Consider the following 19,182-nt stretch of genomic DNA (forward strand, 5'->3'; position numbering starts at 1 on the left):
AGGGCGGGTATAATCGGGGCATGACCAACCCCGACGTGCTTCCCGATGAGATTCCCGCCCTCAAGACGCTGATTGAAGCCCAGCGCGTCGAAATCGCCCACCTGAAACTCCTCGTCGCCAAGCTCCGCCGCCAACAGTTCGGGCGCCGCTCCGAAAAAATGGCCGGGCTCCTCGATCAATTGGAACTTCAGCTGGAGGAACTCGAAACGGGCGATGCGGAACTCGCGGCGATCGTCGAACCGCGCGCAGCCGAGCGCCGGGTAAGAACGCCCCGGTCACTGCCCGATCATCTGCCCCGCGAAACTCAGGTCCATGCCCCCGGCTTGGCCGAGTGCCCCGACTGTGGCGGTCCCTTGAAGCCCTTGGGCGAGGAGGTCGCCGAAATCCTGGAGTACGTCCCGGCCCGCTTCCGGGTGATCCGCCACGTCCGCCCCAAGTGTGCCTGCGCCCGCTGCGACCGCATCGTCCAGGCGTCGGCGCCGAGCCGGCCCATCGCCCAGGGGCTCGCGGGTCCGGGACTGCTGGCCCATGTGCTCGTCTCGAAATACGGCGATCATCTGCCGCTGTACCGCCAGTCGGTCATTTACGCCCGCGAAGGCGTGGCTCTGTCCCGCTCCACCTTGACCGATTGGGTCGGGGAAGCCGCGGGCCTCCTCCGGCCTTTGGTCGCGGCAATCCGCCGGCATGTGCTCGCCGGCGACAAACTCCATGCCGACGATACCCCGGTCCCGGTGCTCGCGCCCGGTCAGGGGCGCACGAAGACCGGTCGGCTGTGGACCTATGTCCGGGACGACCGCCCGGCCGGTGATCTCACGCCGCCCGCGGTGTGGTTCGCCTACGCGCCGGACCGCCAAGGCCAGCATCCCAGGACGCATCTCAAGGACTTCGAAGGCGCCCTGCAGGCGGATGGCTATGCGGGATTCAACGGGCTGTACGACACCGGTCGCGTGCAGGAAGTGGCCTGTTGGGCGCACGTCCGGCGCAAGTTCTACGAGCTCCACAAGGCCCACAGGAGTCCCTTGGCGGCCGAGGTGCTCCAGCGTATCGGCGCGCTCTATACGATCGAAGCCGAGATCCGGGGCCAGCCGCCGGAGGCCCGTGCCGCAGCGCGGCAAGCCCGCGCGGGTCCGCTCCTCGCGGCGCTTCAGACCTGGCTGCACACCACGCTGACACAGGTCTCGAAAAAGTCGGCGCTAGCCGAGGCGATCCGCTATGCCCTGACCCGCTGGCCGGCGAAATGTGGGGCAATTTCCCGCAAACCTATTCGATGGTCGGGATCATTCATTCGGCCATGGTCCTATCCAAGCCATGGGAAGAGGCGTTCTAGCATAAGGAACAGCAAAGGGTACTATGGAGGGCGCGGCGGAAACGGCATCGGACCGGCCGATGCGAGTACCCGGATTGTCCAAGTTTCGTTTATATTCCGCCTAGAGCACCAGTTGGAACGATCCGGAGAGGATGTCGTCCGGAGTTAATGGAACTGCGCTATTGGCGGAATGCCGAATCCGCTGATTGTCAGAATATCTTATGAATTCGAGCGGAGAGCAGGGATGATCGAAAGGAAAAAGGCCGTCGAATGGTTTCGCCGAATGGTCGAGACCGTGCATCAAGGGCTTTTGGTTCAGCACGCTGGCGGCTCCCTCCCCTACCCCTATCGGCAAATTTTCGGCGCCAAAGACTATCCACGGAATATAACCAACACCCGCAAGACGACGGAAACGTCGCCGCATGCGGCGGTTAAGCATGCCTTCGACGATTGTTTGCTCGTCGGCATCTACATCGTTCAGGATGGAGAAGTCGTCTATGCGAACGAAAAGTTGGCCAAAATCCTCGGCTATCCGAAAGATCAACTGATCGGTATGTCACCCGGGAAACTTTTTCAGTTAGATCATCGGCGTTCGCAGAAAGCGGCCGTTGTGTACCAGCAGAAACCGGCCGCCATACCACCGGTGCATGAGGCGAGAGGCATCAGGAAAAATGGCAAGGTGATCTGGATCAGACGGAGCGAGATCTTGATCGCACATCGCGGATCTCCCGCCATCCTGGGGAACGTCATCGACCTTACCCCGAAAAAACGGCTGAAAGACGTCGTTTGGCAGTCGAAACATGAGCTTAGACTCTTGTCCGCAAAGCTTCTCGGCGCTCAGGAGCAAGAGCGCAAGCGGATCGCCTCGGAGCTTCACGACACCGTGGGACAGTACCTCAGCGCCATCAAGTTCAGTTTGGACAACGTCAACGCGCTGCTCGAAGACAATCAGATCGCATCCGGCCAGAGGTCCCTGCGAGCCGTTATCCCTGTCATCCAGGAGGCCATTTCCGAGGTGAGGCGCATCTCGATGGACTTGAGGCCGGCGATTCTGGACGATCTGGGGCTTCTTGCGACCTTGAGCTGGCACTGCCGCACTTTTCAGAACATCTATGCCTGCATCACGGTCGAAAAACAAATAGAACTGCAGGAAAGCGATGTGCCCGGCGGATTAAAAACCGCGATCTATCGGATCATTCAGGAAGCACTGAACAACGTTGCGAAACACGCCAAAGCCGATCGGATCGTCCTTCGCCTGAGAAAAATCGACACCGCAGTCGAGTTGATCGTCACCGACGACGGCTGGGGATTCGACGTCAGCGAGACCGTGGAACGAGAATTACGGCAACGCGGCCTGGGCCTCGCTAGCATGCGCCAACGGTGCGAGGGTTCCGGGGGGGCCTTCTACATCGATTCCGCGCCCGGCATCGGCACGATCGTTCGCGCGGTCTGGGCCGAGTAGAAGACTCGTGACCGCCGCATGGCGGCGCAGATTGGAAAGCCGCCCCGCGCAACCCGCGTGTCGTTGTCTATCGCAGAACCAGCCCTTTCTCTATCGCATAGGAGGTCAGCGCCGCAGCACTGTGGAGATCCAGCTTCTTCATCAAGTTCGCGCGGTGGGTTTCCACGGTTTTCACGCTGAGATGCAGATATTGCGCGATTTCTTTGTTCTTGTGGCCTTCACCGATCAATTTCAGGAGCTCTCGCTCCCGATGGGTCAGGCTGCCCCAGGTTGACCGAGGTTCTTCCGTACTTTTGATTTGCAGATAGGCTTTTATGATTTTTCCGGAAATACTCGGACTTAAATAAATTTTCCCCATTAACACGCTGCGAATCGCGATACGTAATTCCGCATGGGTGGCATCCTTCAAAACATAGCCGTCTGCCCCGGATCTCAGGGCTGCGAGGATGTATTCTTCGACGTCGTGCACAGTGAGTACCAGGATTTTCAGCTGCTGCGATACACGTTTCTTGATTTCCAGGATCGCTTCCAAGCCGCCCAGCCTGGGCATGGAAAGATCGAGCAAGATTAGATCCGCTATGCCGTCGCGGCAGCGGCGAATGAGTTCCAGGCCATCATGGACCTCGCAGACGACTTCGAACTCCGGATCTTGCGACAACAGTACCCGTAAACCTTCCCGCAAAATCGTGTGGTCCTCGGCGATACAGATTCGTTTTTTTTCTTCCATGGCGCGATGCTACTTTGTTTTTGCTGATCTTCTACGGCTGGGCGCGCGAACCAAATAAGCAAAAATCCTTAGTGCCTGAAACAATACGAGCGTGTACGGTCAAATAACCGGGTAAGCGGCGTGTTCGATGATTCGGCCGGATGCCTCTTCGTCACGCAAGGGAATGAATGCTTTCCGCTTTTATCAAGGAACCCAGCGACCGTGCGCAAAATATTGATTGTCGATGACAACGCCTCTTTTCGGCGCTCTCTTAAAGCCTTCTTGTGCGACCAGTTCGCGCACTTCGCTATCGCGGAAGCCGAAAATGGCGCATCGGCGATGAGAACGATCGATCTCGCGCGGCCCGATCTTATTTTCATGGATCTCAAGCTGCCCGGCGAAAACGGTCTCGTACTGACCCGCAAGATAAAGACAATTTATTCTCCCGCCATCGTCATTCTGACCAGCTACGACGCGGTCGAGTATCGTGAAGCCGCCTCGGCGTGCGGCGCGGATTATTTCCTGGCCAAGGATGCGGCAAGCGCCGCGGAGGTTTCAAGGCTGGTCGAGTCTTATCTTCCGGGCTCGAGTTCTTCGCCGCCGATCTAGTCCCTGACTCGTAGCTGCCCCGAGTCCGGTCAAACAAAGAACGATTTGCGACTCGCCCCATCGAACGATTCAGCGTTGCGAACCGGTACGACCGGCCGCTGACTTCCGGATCACGAGAATCTCGGGTTCCTAGCCCTCGCAGTCGCCTGTCATTCGGCTCTTGGCGCATCTCCCGCACCGGCCTCTACCCTATCTGCTCATTCAGACTACAGTATCGACGAGCTACCGAATACAGTATCCGCTGTAGTTCTTACTCATCCTCCTTTCAGTACGCTAGTTCCAACGCCAGGTAAGGACGCCGAGCGAAGGGTCGTCGCGCTGGCGCTCGCCCAAAAAAAAAGACATCGCGCTCACAAGGAGGAGGATTATGAACGCTCGAGTTTCGTGTCGTGACGCGTCGATCAAAAGCGCAAAGCGCTGTGTGCTTTTTCTTGCTTTGGTGCTCGGGCTTTCCGTTCATCTCGATGTCCAGGCGGTCGACATCACCGTGGTCGGTTCCGATGGAAGTCCGGTAGGCAGTTTCCGCTGGCTGATCGAGGAGGACGCCACCAAGGTTTCTCAACCGGGCGTGCCCGCCGAGCCGGGAACGAGCCTCGCGCTCGGCTTCCATACCAGTTATATGCCGCTGGTGGCCAAAGGCAACCAGGACAATGCGTCGAACATTCCTCTGAACCCTAGCAAGCGCTACTTCGTTTCCGTACTCCCGGATTCCGCTGCCACCAATCCCGGTTACACCATAGGGGGCGCTCCGATAGCGCCGGGCCAGTCCGCGGTAACCGTTTACGTCAATCGGTCGCCGATACCCACCGCGCAGATTTCGGTGTTCGTCTTCAACGATAACCGCCCCATCAACAACGCCCCCGACCTGCCCGAAGAACAGGGACTGGCCGGCTTCACGATCAAGGTCTACGAAGCAGGCGGAACCTATGGCCAGTCCGGAGGCGAGGTCACCCAGGATGCGTTCGGAAACCCGCTCGGCGTCATCCAGACCGATGCCAACGGTGTGGCCCTCATCAAGAATCTGGTGCCCGCCAAGTACACCCTCTTTGCCATACCGCCGACCGGTTCCGACTGGCACCAGACAAGCACGATCGAGGGCACAAAAGGGATCGATGCCTGGGTCAAGGCGAATGAACCGCCCTTCTTCACTGAATTCGGGCCGCCGGGGCACCATGTCTTCATCGGCTTCGTCAACAAGATCAACGATACGACGGTGCTCACCGGCGGCAGCACCATTAGCGGTCGGGTGGTCAATCTGCACACCTCGCGTCCGCCGGAATTCCCGTTCTACAACGGACACCCCTTTCCCAACTGCTGGGTGGGCCTGAACGACCTCGCCGTCGGCGAAGGCCAAGCCATCTTCGCTCAACCCTGCAATGCCGACAGCAGCTTCTCCATTCCCAATGTCCCGCCCGGCAATTATCAGTTGGTGGTCTGGGACGAGGCTCTGGATATCATCTTCGCTTCGCACGGCGTCACGGTGAACGGCGACGGTAGCTGCAATACCCCGGACGGAAGCTGCGACCTCGTGGAAGTGCCGGTGTTCGACTGGTTTTCCCGACTGGAAGGCAGTGTGTTCTACGACGCCAACGGCAACGGTTATCGCGACGACGGCGAAGTCGGCATGCCGGACCAGGCCGTTAACCTCCGCTTCCGCGACGGCAGCATTTACCAGTCCTTCCCCACAAAAGCGGACGGTTCGTACGGCTTCGAGGAAATCTTTCCCTTCTTCAACTGGCTAGTCGCGGAAGTGGATTTCGCCCGCTTCAAGGCGACCGGCGCCACCGTCACGGTCGACGCCGGAGGAGCGATACCGGCCAGTACCGAAGCGCGGGGCAAGCTCAATCCTCAACCGCAGTTCTGCACCGCCGCCGACGCCTTTGAAACCGGGTGCACAGTAGGCAACGAACTCGTGAATCCGAACACCGGCCACAATCTCTCGCGCACGGAAGCCGGACCGGTGCTGCTGGAAGGCATACAAGGCTTTCTCGGCCAGACCAGCGTGATCGACTGGGGCAAACAAGTCTATCCGATCGGAGAAAACGGCGGCGTGAGCGGCATTGTCCATTATCCGACCACTCGTGCCGAGGATGATCCGCGTTATGCCGCGGCCGAGAACTGGGAGCCGGGCATTCCGAGGGTGCAGGTCAATCTCTACCGGGACTGCAACGACGACGGCGTCATCGATAAGCCCGACTGTTCCGCCCTCGGCGCGCCCGGAACCTTCGTGCTGGCCGACGTAGACAACTATCCGTTCGGCTGGAGTGAAGGCAACGCGGCCAAAGGGCCTGAAGACATCGACCGTAATTCCAACGGGACTTTCGATTTGGGCGACGCGGTCGATTTCACCACCACCGACAGCTGGGACGACAACCTGCCTGCCGGCTGCCAGGGCGATATTTTCCTCTCGTCCACAGGCCAGCCGACCGACTGCTACGACGGTCTCCGCAACTTCAACCAGGTGCGGCCCGCCCTGTTCGATGGCGGCTATGCCTTCGGCGGCCCTGCCGGAAAACCCGAGCTGGCGGCCGGCACCTATATCATCGAGGCGGTCACTCCGCCCGGCTACGAGCATCAGAAGGAAGAGGACAAGAACGTCGACTTCGGCGACGAATACACGCCCAGCCCCTTGCTTCTGCCGCCGGTGTGCGTCGGCGACCCGCACCTGGTACCGGCCGAGCTGAGTCTGTTTCCGGGCGTGCCCGGAGCCTACGCCGGGCAGACACGGCCTCTATGTGATCGCAAGCAGGTTCGCGTCGCTCAGGGCCAGAATGCGGCGGCGGATTTTTTCATGTTCACCGAAGTACCGATTGCGGGGCATATGGTCGGCATGATACTGGATGATCTGTCGAACGAGTTCGACCCGAACGCGCCAACGTTCGGCGAGAAATATGCCCCACCCTACCTTCCGGTCTCGATTCGCGACTGGACCGGCCGCGAGATCAACCGCGTGCACGCGGACCAGTGGGGCCGGTTCAACGCCCTGGTGCCCTCCACGTTCACCATCAATCCGCCCATACCCTCGGGGGTGGCGCCGAACATGCTGACGGCGTGCATGAACTCGCCAACCATGCCGGATCCGAACAATCCCGGCGGACACACATTGGACCCCTACTACAACCCGAGGTACAGCCAGTTCTGCTACACCTTCCAGTACATGCCGGGCAAGACCACTTATCTGGATACCCCGGTGCTACCCATCGCCGCGTTCGCTTCGCAGGACAAGTTTCCGCTCGATTGCGAGCAGCCCATTCGCACGCCCATGATCTATTCGGTGACCGGCACCGCCAACGTCGGCCCTTACGTACCCACGCCAATCAGCAACACGGGGAATAACCGACGGTATCTGATCATCCGCTCGATGGGCTTGGTCGAAGTGCCGAATCCGGCCTATGACGGCACCAACGCGAAAACCATCGTGCGCGACCACGGTTTCGGCGATGCACAGGGCTCCGTACGGATCGGCAACACGATCCTGTCCTTCACGAACTGTACGCCGGCTTGCAGTTGGACCGACGATCAGATCGTCGTACGGGTCCCGCAAGGTACGACAACCGGGGAATTGGTCGTTACCCGCGCCAACGGCGGCGCATTCTCCGTGACCGGCGTCACCGTCACCGTCGGCGGGGCGGCCCCGATCGTCGTGAACGCCGGACAGTCCATCCAGGCGGCGATCGACACGGCCCCGAACGGCGCGCTGATCACGGTCGCTCCCGGCGAATACGACGAACTGCCGATCATGCACAAGAAGGTTCGCCTCCAGGGCTGGGGAGCCGGGTCAACCATTATCAACGCGGCCAAGTTCCCGTCCGAGAAATTGCAAAACTGGAGAAACAAGCTCGCCGAGCTTCTCGACACGAACCAGTTCAGTCTGCTGCCGGGACAGGAAGCCGGTCCGCCGGATCCCCAGGACAACGAGCCGATACTGTTCAACACCGAGGAAGGCGCGGGCATTACCGTGGTGGCCAACGTCGGCGAATTTGCCTCGGGCCCCGCGGCTCAAAGGGCGCGCATCGACGGCTTCACCATCACCGGTGCGGACCACAGCGGCGGAATATTCGTCAACGGCTATGCCCGCTATCTGGAGATCAGCAACAACCGCATCATCGGCAATAACGGCATCTACGGCGGCGGAATCCGCATCGGGAACCCGCAATTAATCAACGGCACCACCTATACCGACAACGAGAACTATGACGTCCGCATCCACCACAACCAGGTGGTCGAAAACGGCGCCAGCGGCGGTCTTGGCGCGGGTGGAATCACCGTCGCCACGGGATCGCGAAACTATGAGGTGACCGACAACTTCGTGTGCGGCAACTTTTCCACCGGAGACGGCGGCGGCATCGCGCATTTGGGACTCAGCAGTTCGAGGCTGGTGGATAATGGGTTGATCGCCCGGAACACCATCGTTTTCAACCAAACCTTCAATCAGGGACAGAACGCTTCCGGCGGCGGCATCTTCATCGGCGGGCTGCCCGCCCTGGCCGCGGGCGAACTGAGCGCCGGCGCGGGTAACGTGACCGTGGACGAAAACCTGATCCAGGGCAATATGGCCGGCGCGGGCGACGGCGGCGGCATCCGGACCCTTTTCGTCAATGGCGCGGATGTTCTGGCGGCAAGAAATAACGCCGGCAGATGGTACCAAATACAAATCCGAAATAATCGGATCGTGGACAACATCGCCGGACTGGCGGGCGGCGGAATTTCGATGCAGGATACTGCCCGGATCGAAATTTTCCACAACACGATCGCCCACAACGACAGCACCGCGACGGCCGGCGAGGCCTTCAGTCCGGGCAGTCCGAACCGGTCCAACGCGCAACCGGCCGGAATCGTCTCGCGTGCCCACAGCACTGCGCTAGCGGCCGCGTTCGGTGCTCTGACCAGGAACCAGTACGGTGTCTTCTCCAATCCGGATCTCCTGAACAATATCGTGTGGCGGAACCGATCGTTCTTCTGGGAGATCGACAATAGCACCGACCCGGCCAGCTTCGGCCTGAGACCGGCGGTGGAGGCGGATGGCGTCACCGGGGCGGTATTCCACGATCTGGCGGTCCTCGGAACGGCCAGCACGGCCTGTCTGAATCCGCGGTCCAGCACGCTGACCTCGCTCAGCGGGCCGGAGGGATGCAGCTATCCCGGAGGTCTCCTCACTCCCAATAACACCAACAATCCGGGCTTCCTGGCCTCGTACTTCAACAGTTCGCCCGGACAGACGATCCAGCAACCGGAAGTCACGACGGCCTTGGCCACGGCACCGGCCTTCGACGAAGGCGGTAACTTCATCGACGTGCACTTCGGTCCGCTGACCCTGTTCAATCCAGCCACGGGCGAACCCTTCGGGGACTATCACCTGCCCTGATTCAGCTCGCCAATCCCGCCGGGCGGACGCCCGGCGGCACACCCAGACCCCATGGAGGAGGCAATCATGGATACGTCCGATCTTCGCATGCCCGTGAGGCTGCTGGCAGCCTCGATCGCCTGTGCCCTAACGCATACATCCCACGCGGGCGTGTACGTCCAGTGTCCGGGCGACATCAACGGCGACGCGGTCATAGACAATCCCGATCCCAATCATCCTCGCGCCGTATGCAAACATCTCGCGGCCGGTGACGGCTTCATCCGGATGGGCGACGACATCGAGAAACTGCAATACATTTTCGGCTTCAGCGACGTGACCGGCGTCCCGTCCGACCAAGTGATCGATACCGGGCTGCTGGCGGCAAATTTTCCGGCACCGACCATCTCGCTAAGGGAAGGCGACGAGTTTTACCTCACGCTCACCAACGTTGCCCTGGCGATACGCCCCGACCTGTTCGATCCCCATTCCGTCCATTTCCACGGGTTTCCCAATGCCGCGTCCGTGTTCGACGGCGTTCCCGAAGGCTCGATCGCCGTCAACCAGGGCGAATCGCTCACCTACTACTACAACATCGTGGAACCCGGCACCTTCATCTATCACTGTCACGTCGAGGCGGCGGAACACATGCAGATGGGGATGCTCGGCAATCTATACGTGCACCCGAGCCAGGACGGCACTTCCAAGACCTACGACGGAAAGACTTACACCAAATTCGTCTACAACGACGGCGACGGCTCGACCGGGTACGACGTGGAATTTCCGCTGCAACTCGGTTCATTCGACCCCGTCTTCCACGATCTCCACCTGAAAATACAGCCGCTGCCTTTCGCAAACATGAAGGACACCTATCCCATGATCAACGGGCGCGGCTATCCGGACACCGTCAACCCTGCCCAGTTGCCGACGCCCATCGATCCGGAAACCGGGGAAAGCGCCAACAACGGGAATCAGTCGCAGAAGGTTTCCTCGCTGGTCACGGCGAGCGCCGGACAACGCATCCTGCTGCGCATCTCCAATCTCAATGTCACCAATTTCTACACCGTGGCGGCGCTGGGGCTCCCGATGACCGTGGTGGGAACCGGCGCCCACATCCTGCGCGGTCCGACCGGCAAGACGCTCTACTACGATACCAGCTCCATCACCTTGGGCGGGGGCGAGGCCGTTGACGTTCTGATCGATACTCGCGGAATCGCACCCGGAACCTACTTCCTCTACACCACCAATCTCAATTATTTGAGCAACAACACCGAGGATTACGGCGGGATGATGACCGAGATCGTGATCAATTAGGAGCAGGAGCAGGACCATGAACCAGTCAGCTTGCATACTCGAACGACTCTCCGTGGCCTCCGTGGCGCTATTGCTCGGCATCTTCGGGCATCCGGCGATCGCCCAGATCGACGGCATTACCGGGCCGACCTTCGACCTCACCGCCAAGGAAGACTACATCAGCACCGCCGACGGCAATACCATCCTCGCCTGGGGCTACGCCAACGGGAACGGGACCATGCAATATCCGGGACCGACTCTGATCGTTAACCAGGGCGACGTCGTCACCGTGACGCTGCACAACGCGCTGCCGCCGCATGGCGCCGACGCGCCCCTGCCGGTGTCCATCGTGTTTCCGGGACAGGAGGGCGTCACGGCCGGCGGCGGAAAGGAGGGATTGTTGACCCGTGAGGCCGATATCGCGGACAACCCGGCCACACCGGAAAACGAAGCGGTCGTGACCTACACCTTCACCGCATCCCGCCCCGGAACCTATCTCTATCACGCCGGCACCAGGATGGACCTGGAGGTCGAGATGGGGCTGATGGGCGCGCTCATCGTTCGGCCCAATTCGAACAACCAGGCCTACGGACACCCGGACAGCGCTTTCGATCAGGAATACCTGTTCCTGCTGAGCGAGATGGATCCGACCATTCACAGGCTGGTCGAGGCCGGCCGTCGGTCCGAGATCGACACCGCGGCTTACCACCCGGTGCATTGGTTCATTAACGGACGCAATAATCCCGACACGATGCTGAAAGCGGGCAACGAAACGCCCTGGCTACCGACGCAGCCTTATAACTGCTTGCCCAGGATGCATCCCGGCGAAAAACTCTTGCTTCGCATCATCAATGGCGGCCGCGACCTCCATCCGTTCCATCATCACGGCAACAACTCATGGTTGATCGCCCGCGACGGCAGGCTGCTGGAAAGCGCGTCCGGGACGGGGCCCGATCTCGCGGTTTCGGACTACACCATTACGACGGCGCCCGGGGAAACCTACGACGCGATCTTCGAATGGACCGGAAAAGGGCTCGGCTGGGACATTTACGGGCACCAGCCGGGCGATCCCCTGCAGCCGAACGAATACGCGCCCGACCACGGCAAGCCGCTTCCGGTCGCGTTGCCGGATCCCCAACTCGCCGTGACGATTGGCGAATTCTGGAGCGGCAGCCCATATCTGGGACAGTTCGGAATATTGCCTCCCGGTGCGGGCGGCAAGAACCTCAATGCCGGCTATTTCCACATGTGGCACTCCCATACCGAGCGGGAGCTTACCAATGACGACATATTCCCGGGGGGGATGATGACCATGGTGATCATCGAGCCACCCGGCGTGCCGATTCCTTGATCGAGGGAACGAAATCATGAGCAGCAAAAAATGGAAACTGGTATCCGGTATGCGTCTCCCGCCGTTATCGGTGCTGGCGATCGCCTGGAGTTCGGCGTTCGGCGCGGAATACTGGCTGCGAGCGGACACGGTCGACGTGATGATGCCGGATGGTGCGACGATACCCATGTGGGGATTCGCGCTCGACAACGAAACATTCGATTCGGGCAACCCCGCGACCGTGCCGGGACCGACGCTGACGGTCCCGCCGGGCGATGGCACCCTCACCGTTCACTTAAAGAACGATGGATTGCCCGAGCCGGTCTCGATCGTCATACCGGGGCAAATCGCGAGCATGACGCCGGTCAAGGTCAACGACGCCAACGGCAGGCCGCGCGTCCGTTCGTTCACGGACCAGACTTCGGCCGGCGAAACCAAGACCTATCGCTGGACCAATCTCAGGCCGGGGACTTATCTCTATCACAGCGGCACCCACCCACAGGTGCAGGTGCAGATGGGGCTGTACGGGGGGCTGAAAAAAGACGATGCGGGCGGACGGGCTTATCCCAACGTCGACTACGACAACGAAATCATGCTGCTCTACAGCGAAATCGACCCGGCGCTGCATGCCGCCGTTGCCGGCGGCACCTATGGCGGTCCCGCCTATCCCAGCACGATCGATTACAAACCAAAATACTTCCTGATCAATGGCGAGCCGTACGACGCGAACAGCCCGCCGCCGTTTTCAGCCGGGGCAGCGGGAGAAAGGACTCTGATCCGATTCCTGAACGCCGGCTTGCAGACGCATGTTCCCGTACTCCAGGGACTCGACATGCAACTGGTGGCCGAGGACGGCCATCCTTACCCTTATGTCAAGACTCAGTACTCGGCGATGCTGCCCGCCGCCAAGACGCTGGACGCCATGCTTACTCCGACCCCGGGCCAGGACGGCCAATATGCGATCTACGACCGCAGGCTGAATCTGACCAACGGCATGCAGCCCGGCGGCGGCATGCTGGCTTACCTGACGGTGGGCGCGGCTGCGCCGGGCGCGCCGGTTGCCGCTAACGACGGCCCCTATACGACGAATGAGGATACGCATCTTTCGATCGCCGCCCCGGGCGTACTGGGCAACGATACCGGGCCATCGCCGCTCGCCGCCGCGCTGGTGAGCACCACCAGCAAGGGCACTTTGAGCCTCTCGGCCGACGGCTCGTTCACCTATACGCCGACCGCCGATACCTCGGGCATCGACAGCTTCAGCTATAAAGCCATCAGCGGGAGCATAAGCAGCAATGTAGCGATGGTGAGCATCAGCGTGACCCCCGTGAACGATCCGCCGCTGGCGCGGAACGACGCGTACAGCATGATTCAGGGTGGAACGCTGAATATCGCGGCCCCCGGGGTGCTGGCTAACGACAGCGATCCGGATGCGGGCGATACGCTCACGGCGGTGAATTTCGGCACCGCGTCGAACGGCACGGTCACCGGCAACACGAACGGCGGTTTTACCTACACCCCGACCGCCGCTTTCACGGGTACGGCGACGTTCGCTTATCAGGCGCGGGACAGCAGCGGGGCCGCCAACAGCACGAGCGCCCCGGCGACCGTCTCGATCACGGTCAATCCCAATCAGGCGCCGTTGGCGCGCGACGATACGGCGACCACCAGAACGAATACGACGGTGCTTATCAATGTCATCGCCAACGATACCGACCCGGACGGCAGTATCAACCCGAGCACGGTCACCATCGTGACCCAGCCCAACCGGCGCGGCACGGCAACACCCAACGCCAATGGCACGGTGACCTACACGCCGAGACTCAATTTCAGGGGTACCGACGCGTTTACCTACACGGTCAGGGACAACCTGGACACAACGTCCAACGTCGCGACGGTTCGGGTGAATGTCACGCGGTAGGAAATGATTCATGGGAGGAGTGTCATGAAAACACAGGGGCGTGTTTCTGTGCGTCGCTATCGGATCGGCTATCTCGCTTCGGGAATGCTGATCGTCATGAGTTGTGCCGCCGTCATCGCTGCCCGATGGCCGGGCGATTCCGCGCCGGAGGTCGCCGGTCGGGGGCTCAAACCGGTTGCAGAGATTCCGACTGAGCTGGAGAAACGGTGGGGCATCCGGCTCTTGGGCATCAGACTTTCGGCGGCGGGCAATATGCTCGATTTCCGCTACCGTATCATCGATGCCGGAAAGGCCGCTCCGATGGCTGACCGGACGCTTAACCCCTACGTGGTGGATCAGAAGACCGGCAGCCGGCTTTTGGTGCCCACCGCGCCGACCGTCGGCTTTCTACGCCAGACCAGCGCGGCTCCCCTGGAGAACCGAACCTACTTCGCCTTGTTCGCGAATCCCGGCAGACAAATCGAAGCCGGCGATAAAGTCACGGTGGTGATTGGTGACTTCAGAGCAGAAAATCTGGTCGTGGAGTGATCGCGATGCGTGTTTCAAATCTCCGCAGACCAGTCAATCGCACCGTCTCGATTCTACTGCTCGCGACCTTTGCCGGCCCGGTCACGCACGCCGGCGCCATCGATCCCCGGCTCGATGCGGTCTTGCGAACGGCAAAGCCGAATGAGTCCATCGCCGTGATCGTTACACTGTCCGACCGAGTCGAGTTAGGCGACTTCAAGGACAAGGACAAACGGCTCCGCAGAAGTAAAATCACCAAAGCGCTCAAGGCCAAGGCGAATCAAAGCCAGAAATCGCTGAAAGCCTTTTTGCAAAGCCAGGGGGCTCAGCGCGTCCGGCAGCTTTGGTTGATCAACGGGATGTCGTTTGCCGCCAAAGGAAGAGCGGTTCTAGAAGTGGCCAGGCGGCCGGAGGTCGAGCGCATGAGTCTCGACCAGACGCTGGAAGCGCCGACGGCAAGCGCCGGCACTCAGGCCGCTCCCGAATGGAACCTAAACGTCATCCATGTTCCGGAACTATGGGCGATGCAGCACACCGGACGTGGGATCGTGGTCGCCAACATGGATACCGGAGTGGATGCGAATCACCCAGACCTCGGCAGTCGCTGGCGGGGCGGCGCGAACAGTTGGTACGACCCGCACGGCGAGCACGCCACCCCCTACGATGGCCACGGACACGGCACCCAGACCATGGGCATCATGGTCGGAGGGAGCGCCGGCGGCACGGCCATAGGCGTCGCTCCAGGGGCCGAATGGATCGCGGCCAAACTGTTCGACGATGCCGGACAGGCGCAATTCAGCGATATCCACCTGAGCTTTCAGTGGCTGCTCGATCCGGACGGCAACCCGGATACGTCCGACGCGCCCGACGTCGTCGCTGCCTCGTGGGGCTTGCAAGGCACCACGGACCGGTGTGTCCTCGAATTCGCGAACGACATCCAGGTCTTCAGGGAGGCGGGTATCGGCCTCGTGTTCTCGGCCGGGAACGAAGGTCCGATCTCTTCGAGCAGCGTGAGTCCGGCCAATAATCCCGAAGCCTTTTCGAGCGGTGCGGTGGACGACACATCGGTCGTGGCGAATTTCAGCAGCCGTGGGGCTTCGGCCTGCGATGGCGGCATCTATCCTCAATTGAGCGCTCCCGGTGTCGACGTCAACACCAGCGATTTGTCGTTCGGCGGGCTGCCTATTTACGCCACCGTCTCCGGCACGTCCTACGCCGCTGCTCATGCCGCGGGCACGATGGCCTTGCTGCTCGAAGCGTTTCCGAATACGGGCATAGCGGTCCTGGAATCGACCCTGCGGCAATCCGCCCAAGACCTGGGCGAGTCCGGCGCCGACAACAGCTACGGCTACGGGCTGATTGATGCCAAGGCCGCGCATGATTACCTGCTCGATCATCCGCCCGGCGGCGGCCACGCGCCTGCAATTACCTCGACCCCGGTGACGACGGCCACCCAAGGGCAACGATACACCTATACCGTAACGGCCAGCGACCCCGATGGCGACACGTTGATTTTTTCGCTCGACAGCGCGCCGACGGGCATGAGCATCGATGGCGGGACGGGGCTTATCTCCTGGATTCCGAACGCCGATCAAGTGGGCGCCAACAACGTGACCGTGAAGGTCGCCGATTTCGGCGGGCTATCCACGACTCAGACCTTTACGATCAACGTGGCCGACGTTAATGATCCGCCCGTCGCGTCAAACGATGCCTACAGCACGGTCGAGGGCGGGACCCTCTCGATCGCCGCGCCCGGCGTGCTCGGCAACGATAGCGACCCCGACGGCGACTCGCTCAACGCTGTTCTGGCCGGCGGCGTTGCCCATGGAAGCCTGAACCTGAATGCCAATGGCAGCTTCAGTTATACGCCGGCCGTCGGCTTCACCGGCACCGACGGCTTTACCTATCGAGCCAATGACGGCACATCGTCGAGCACGCCGGCGACGGTATCCATCACCGTGGCCGCCAATAAACCCCCGGTGGCGGCGAACGACTCGGCAACCACGCGCAGAAACACCGGCAAGCTCATTGCCGTACTGGCCAACGATTCCGATCCGGACGGCAGCCTCGATCCCGCGACGGTAACGATCTCCGCGAAACCCGATAAGGGCGGATCTGCCGTCGCCAATGGCGATGGCACGATCACCTACAGGCCGAGGCTGCGCTTCACGGGCACGGAGGTTTTCAGGTACACGGTCAACGACAACCGGGGCGCCGAATCCAATGCGGCTACCGTTACGGTGAACGTCACCCGGTGAGGAGGCAAAGGACATGAACGGAACAGATTGTCGCCGCCTCGTTTCGGTTTGCCTCCTTCTCACGGCGGGGACGGCGTTTGCTCCCTGCGATGCGGGCTCTTACGATAGGGCTGCTTCCATTTCCTTTCAGACCGGCTTATCGTACGTGATTCCGGAAATCACGCTGGTCGATCAGGGCGGCCGGCGCGTTTCCTTATCTTCCCAGCTCGATATCGATAGGCCGGTCGTCCTCGATTTCGTCTTCACCACCTGCACGACGGTCTGCCCGATATCCACGGCGCGCCTGTCCAAGCTTCAGGCGCAGCTGACCCGCCAGCGAGCAAAATTCCGCCTGATTTCGATCTCCATCGATCCGGAGCACGATACGCTGGAAGCGCTTAGGCAGTATGCCCAAGAGTTTGGCGCGGGTCCGGATTGGCGTTTTCTTACCGGCGATGCGGCCAGCGTTCTCGCCGTTCAGAAGGCTTTCGACGCCTACCGGGGCGGCAAAACCTATCACCCTGCGTTGACGTTCATGCGTTTTCCCCACGACCCGCGATGGCTCCGTTTCGAAGGGTTGGTGAGCGCCGACACCCTGCTCCATCACTTCTTGACCCTCGCTCCGGACAACGTCGCGGCCAAGTGATGTTCACGCTACGGCAACGCCGCCTGATCGACGCCATGAAAGGAAGCTTGCTGACGCTTCTTGCGGTCCATTCATGTGTCGCATCTGCGGCTGCCACACCAACGCAGACCATTGGGATAAACTTGGGGATGGTCGAATGGGGCAAGCGAATCTATCGCGAAGGAGTTCTTCCTTCCGGGCGTCCCCTGCATGCCTTGGTTCAGGACGATGTGACGCTGACGGGGAGCCGCGCCGCGTGCGTCAATTGCCATGGACGCAGCGGGTTCGGCTCCGGCGAGGGACAAGCCGTCGCGCGGCCGATCACCGGACCTTCGCTTTATAACCCTGCGTCCCCCCCTCACCCGAAGATGCATGGCTCCGGGTCTCAAAGCGCACTGAGCCGCCCCGCGTACACGGACGAAACGCTCGCCACAGCCCTCCGAACCGGCATCGACATGACGGGACGCCGACTCAACCCGCCCATGCCGCGTTATACGTTGACCCGGACCGAGTCCGACGCTCTGATCGCTTATTTGAAAACGCTGTCGATGGCCCCATCTCCCGGAGTCAACGATCAAACGATTCATTTTGCGACGGTAGCGACCGAGGATGCGGAGCCGGCGAAACAAAAGGCAATGCTAGATGTCTTGGAGGCTTTCTTTCGGAACAAGAATGCCGAAACACGACGCGAGACCCTGCGGGCCGAGCGTGCCCCATGGGATATGGAGCGTGAATACAAGGCCTACCGAAAGTGGCGGCTACACCTGTGGACGTTGACGGGGCGTCCGGAAACCTGGCGCGCTCAACTCGTGGCCTATTACCGCACACAGCCGGTCTTTGCGCTGCTCAGCGGGATCGGGGCGGGGGCTTGGCAGCCGGTCCATGATTTTTGCGAGCGGCACGAAGTTCCCTGCCTGTTCCCGAACGTGGACTTTCCCGTCTTCTCCGAAAACGGCTATTACGCTTTCTACTTTTCTCGCGGCGTGACCCTCGAGGCGGACGTACTGGCCAGGCATCTCAGCGAAGCATCCGAGAGATCCCTGCCCGGTCCTATCGTCCAGATTTTCCGCAACGACAAAACCGGCAGAATCCCCGCCGACGCCTTTCGGAGGGCGATGAAAGCTAACGGAAACGCTAGGGTCCGGGATGTCGGTCTCGACCCAGCCGCCAAACCGACCGCGGATTTTTGGCGCACTTTTCTGAAACGCGAGCAGCCTGCTCTGCTCGTCCTCTGGCTCCGAGATTCGGATTTGAGCGGCCTGGAGAGCCTGGCCGCGTCTGTACTGGCCCCCGAGCGGATCTATCTTTCTTCAACCCTGTCGAACAAAGCGTCCTCCTTCCTTGCGGCCGATTCGAGAACCAAAATTCGCTTCGTTTATCCGTTCGAATTACCGGAGGCGCTTGATCGGCGGTTGTTGCGACTCAAGGCGTGGCTGAAGCGTAGGAAGCTCGAGCTCATCGACGAACGCGTTCAGGCGAACACTTATTTTGCCGTGACCAAGGCGGGAGCCGCGTTGATGCATATGGTCGATCATTTTTCACGTGACTATTTCGTGGAAAAGATCGAACATGAAGTGGATACGACCATAGCCACGTCGGTTTACCCGCATTTGAGCCTCGGCACCGGCCGGCGCTTCGCATCGAACGGCGCTTATCTGGTCGAGCCTGATGTGGAAAGGAACGAGACACTGGTACCCGTCAGCCGCTGGATCGTTCCTTGATCCGAGGTTCTGTAGTCGAACGCAGGCTCACTTAAACGCGAATTAAGAGCTAACGGAGAGAAGATGCCAGCCCATTGGTGTCTCTTGAGGAGGGTTCTGCAACACCCCTCGGAGAGACGACCAT

The 19,182-nt window shown here is 60.8% G+C and carries 11 protein-coding genes and 1 pseudogene; 11 read left to right on the forward strand and 1 reads right to left on the reverse strand.

Annotation, left to right across the window (positions count from 1 at the left end; translation table 11 throughout):
* Nucleotides 1-20: 20 nt before the first annotated feature.
* Nucleotides 21-1,235: pseudogene (tnpC, locus tag ACR2TX_RS19980) on the forward strand (IS66 family transposase); the annotation flags it as partial.
* 315 nt (nucleotides 1,236-1,550) lie between these two features.
* Nucleotides 1,551-2,768 (forward strand): PAS domain-containing sensor histidine kinase, encoded by a 1,218-nt coding sequence (locus tag ACR2TX_RS19985; RefSeq protein ID WP_434112996.1) that lies wholly within the window; start codon nucleotides 1,551-1,553, stop codon nucleotides 2,766-2,768.
* Between the two features lie 67 nt (nucleotides 2,769-2,835).
* Here the strand turns inward: ACR2TX_RS19985 and ACR2TX_RS19990 are convergent, their stop codons facing one another.
* The gene (locus ACR2TX_RS19990) at nucleotides 2,836-3,495 is read right to left on the reverse strand and encodes a response regulator (protein WP_077732144.1); all 660 of its coding nucleotides are present in this window, start codon (nucleotides 3,493-3,495) and stop codon (nucleotides 2,836-2,838) included.
* A 201-nt stretch (nucleotides 3,496-3,696) separates the two neighbouring features.
* On the opposite strand from ACR2TX_RS19990, the gene ACR2TX_RS19995 reads away from it, so the two are divergent.
* The 9 genes from ACR2TX_RS19995 to ACR2TX_RS20035 all read left to right on the forward strand — a co-directional run bounded on the left by ACR2TX_RS19995 (nucleotide 3,697) and on the right by ACR2TX_RS20035 (nucleotide 19,058).
* Nucleotides 3,697-4,083 (forward strand): response regulator transcription factor, encoded by a 387-nt coding sequence (locus tag ACR2TX_RS19995; RefSeq protein WP_168175515.1) that lies wholly within the window; start codon nucleotides 3,697-3,699, stop codon nucleotides 4,081-4,083.
* A gap of 367 nt (nucleotides 4,084-4,450) precedes the next feature.
* Nucleotides 4,451-9,448 carry a hypothetical protein gene (locus ACR2TX_RS20000; RefSeq protein ID WP_434130585.1) on the forward strand — a complete coding sequence of 1,666 codons (4,998 nt, stop codon included), beginning with the start codon at nucleotides 4,451-4,453 and terminating at the stop codon, nucleotides 9,446-9,448.
* A gap of 66 nt (nucleotides 9,449-9,514) precedes the next feature.
* Entirely contained in the window at nucleotides 9,515-10,738 is a 1,224-nt protein-coding gene (locus ACR2TX_RS20005; RefSeq protein WP_168183691.1) for a multicopper oxidase domain-containing protein, read from the forward strand.
* Nucleotides 10,739-10,754: 16 nt separating this feature from the next.
* Nucleotides 10,755-12,068 (forward strand): multicopper oxidase domain-containing protein, encoded by a 1,314-nt coding sequence (locus ACR2TX_RS20010; protein WP_086132898.1) that lies wholly within the window; start codon nucleotides 10,755-10,757, stop codon nucleotides 12,066-12,068.
* 16 nt (nucleotides 12,069-12,084) lie between these two features.
* Entirely contained in the window at nucleotides 12,085-13,968 is a 1,884-nt protein-coding gene (locus ACR2TX_RS20015) for an Ig-like domain-containing protein (protein WP_434130586.1), read from the forward strand.
* 24 nt (nucleotides 13,969-13,992) lie between these two features.
* Nucleotides 13,993-14,496, forward strand: a complete 504-nt coding sequence (locus tag ACR2TX_RS20020) for a hypothetical protein (RefSeq protein ID WP_434130588.1) — start codon at nucleotides 13,993-13,995, stop codon at nucleotides 14,494-14,496.
* Between the two features lie 5 nt (nucleotides 14,497-14,501).
* Entirely contained in the window at nucleotides 14,502-16,733 is a 2,232-nt protein-coding gene (locus ACR2TX_RS20025; RefSeq protein ID WP_077732151.1) for an Ig-like domain-containing protein, read from the forward strand.
* Nucleotides 16,734-16,746: 13 nt separating this feature from the next.
* On the forward strand, nucleotides 16,747-17,358 hold the full coding sequence (locus ACR2TX_RS20030) for an SCO family protein (RefSeq protein WP_077732152.1): 612 nt from the start codon (nucleotides 16,747-16,749) through the stop codon (nucleotides 17,356-17,358).
* Entirely contained in the window at nucleotides 17,358-19,058 is a 1,701-nt protein-coding gene (locus ACR2TX_RS20035) for a c-type cytochrome (RefSeq protein ID WP_434132520.1), read from the forward strand. The genes ACR2TX_RS20030 and ACR2TX_RS20035 overlap by 1 nt, the downstream gene beginning before the upstream one ends.
* Nucleotides 19,059-19,182 lie beyond the last annotated feature (124 nt).

This window comes from Methylocaldum sp. GT1BB (genome assembly GCF_051027545.1).
Classification (GTDB): domain Bacteria; phylum Pseudomonadota; class Gammaproteobacteria; order Methylococcales; family Methylococcaceae; genus Methylocaldum.

What these genes read in the sequence shown, in the direction of transcription:
- ACR2TX_RS19985 (WP_434112996.1), top strand. Translation starts at nt 1,551, where the DNA reads ATGATCGAAAGGAAAAAGGCCGTCGAATGGTTTCGCCGAATGGTCGAG.
- ACR2TX_RS19990 (WP_077732144.1), bottom strand. Translation starts at nt 3,495, where the DNA reads ATGGAAGAAAAAAAACGAATCTGTATCGCCGAGGACCACACGATTTTG.
- ACR2TX_RS20000 (WP_434130585.1), top strand. Translation starts at nt 4,451, where the DNA reads ATGAACGCTCGAGTTTCGTGTCGTGACGCGTCGATCAAAAGCGCAAAG.
- ACR2TX_RS20005 (WP_168183691.1), top strand. Translation starts at nt 9,515, where the DNA reads ATGGATACGTCCGATCTTCGCATGCCCGTGAGGCTGCTGGCAGCCTCG.
- ACR2TX_RS20010 (WP_086132898.1), top strand. Translation starts at nt 10,755, where the DNA reads ATGAACCAGTCAGCTTGCATACTCGAACGACTCTCCGTGGCCTCCGTG.
- ACR2TX_RS20015 (WP_434130586.1), top strand. Translation starts at nt 12,085, where the DNA reads ATGAGCAGCAAAAAATGGAAACTGGTATCCGGTATGCGTCTCCCGCCG.
- ACR2TX_RS20020 (WP_434130588.1), top strand. Translation starts at nt 13,993, where the DNA reads ATGAAAACACAGGGGCGTGTTTCTGTGCGTCGCTATCGGATCGGCTAT.
- ACR2TX_RS20025 (WP_077732151.1), top strand. Translation starts at nt 14,502, where the DNA reads ATGCGTGTTTCAAATCTCCGCAGACCAGTCAATCGCACCGTCTCGATT.
- ACR2TX_RS20030 (WP_077732152.1), top strand. Translation starts at nt 16,747, where the DNA reads ATGAACGGAACAGATTGTCGCCGCCTCGTTTCGGTTTGCCTCCTTCTC.
- ACR2TX_RS20035 (WP_434132520.1), top strand. Translation starts at nt 17,358, where the DNA reads ATGTTCACGCTACGGCAACGCCGCCTGATCGACGCCATGAAAGGAAGC.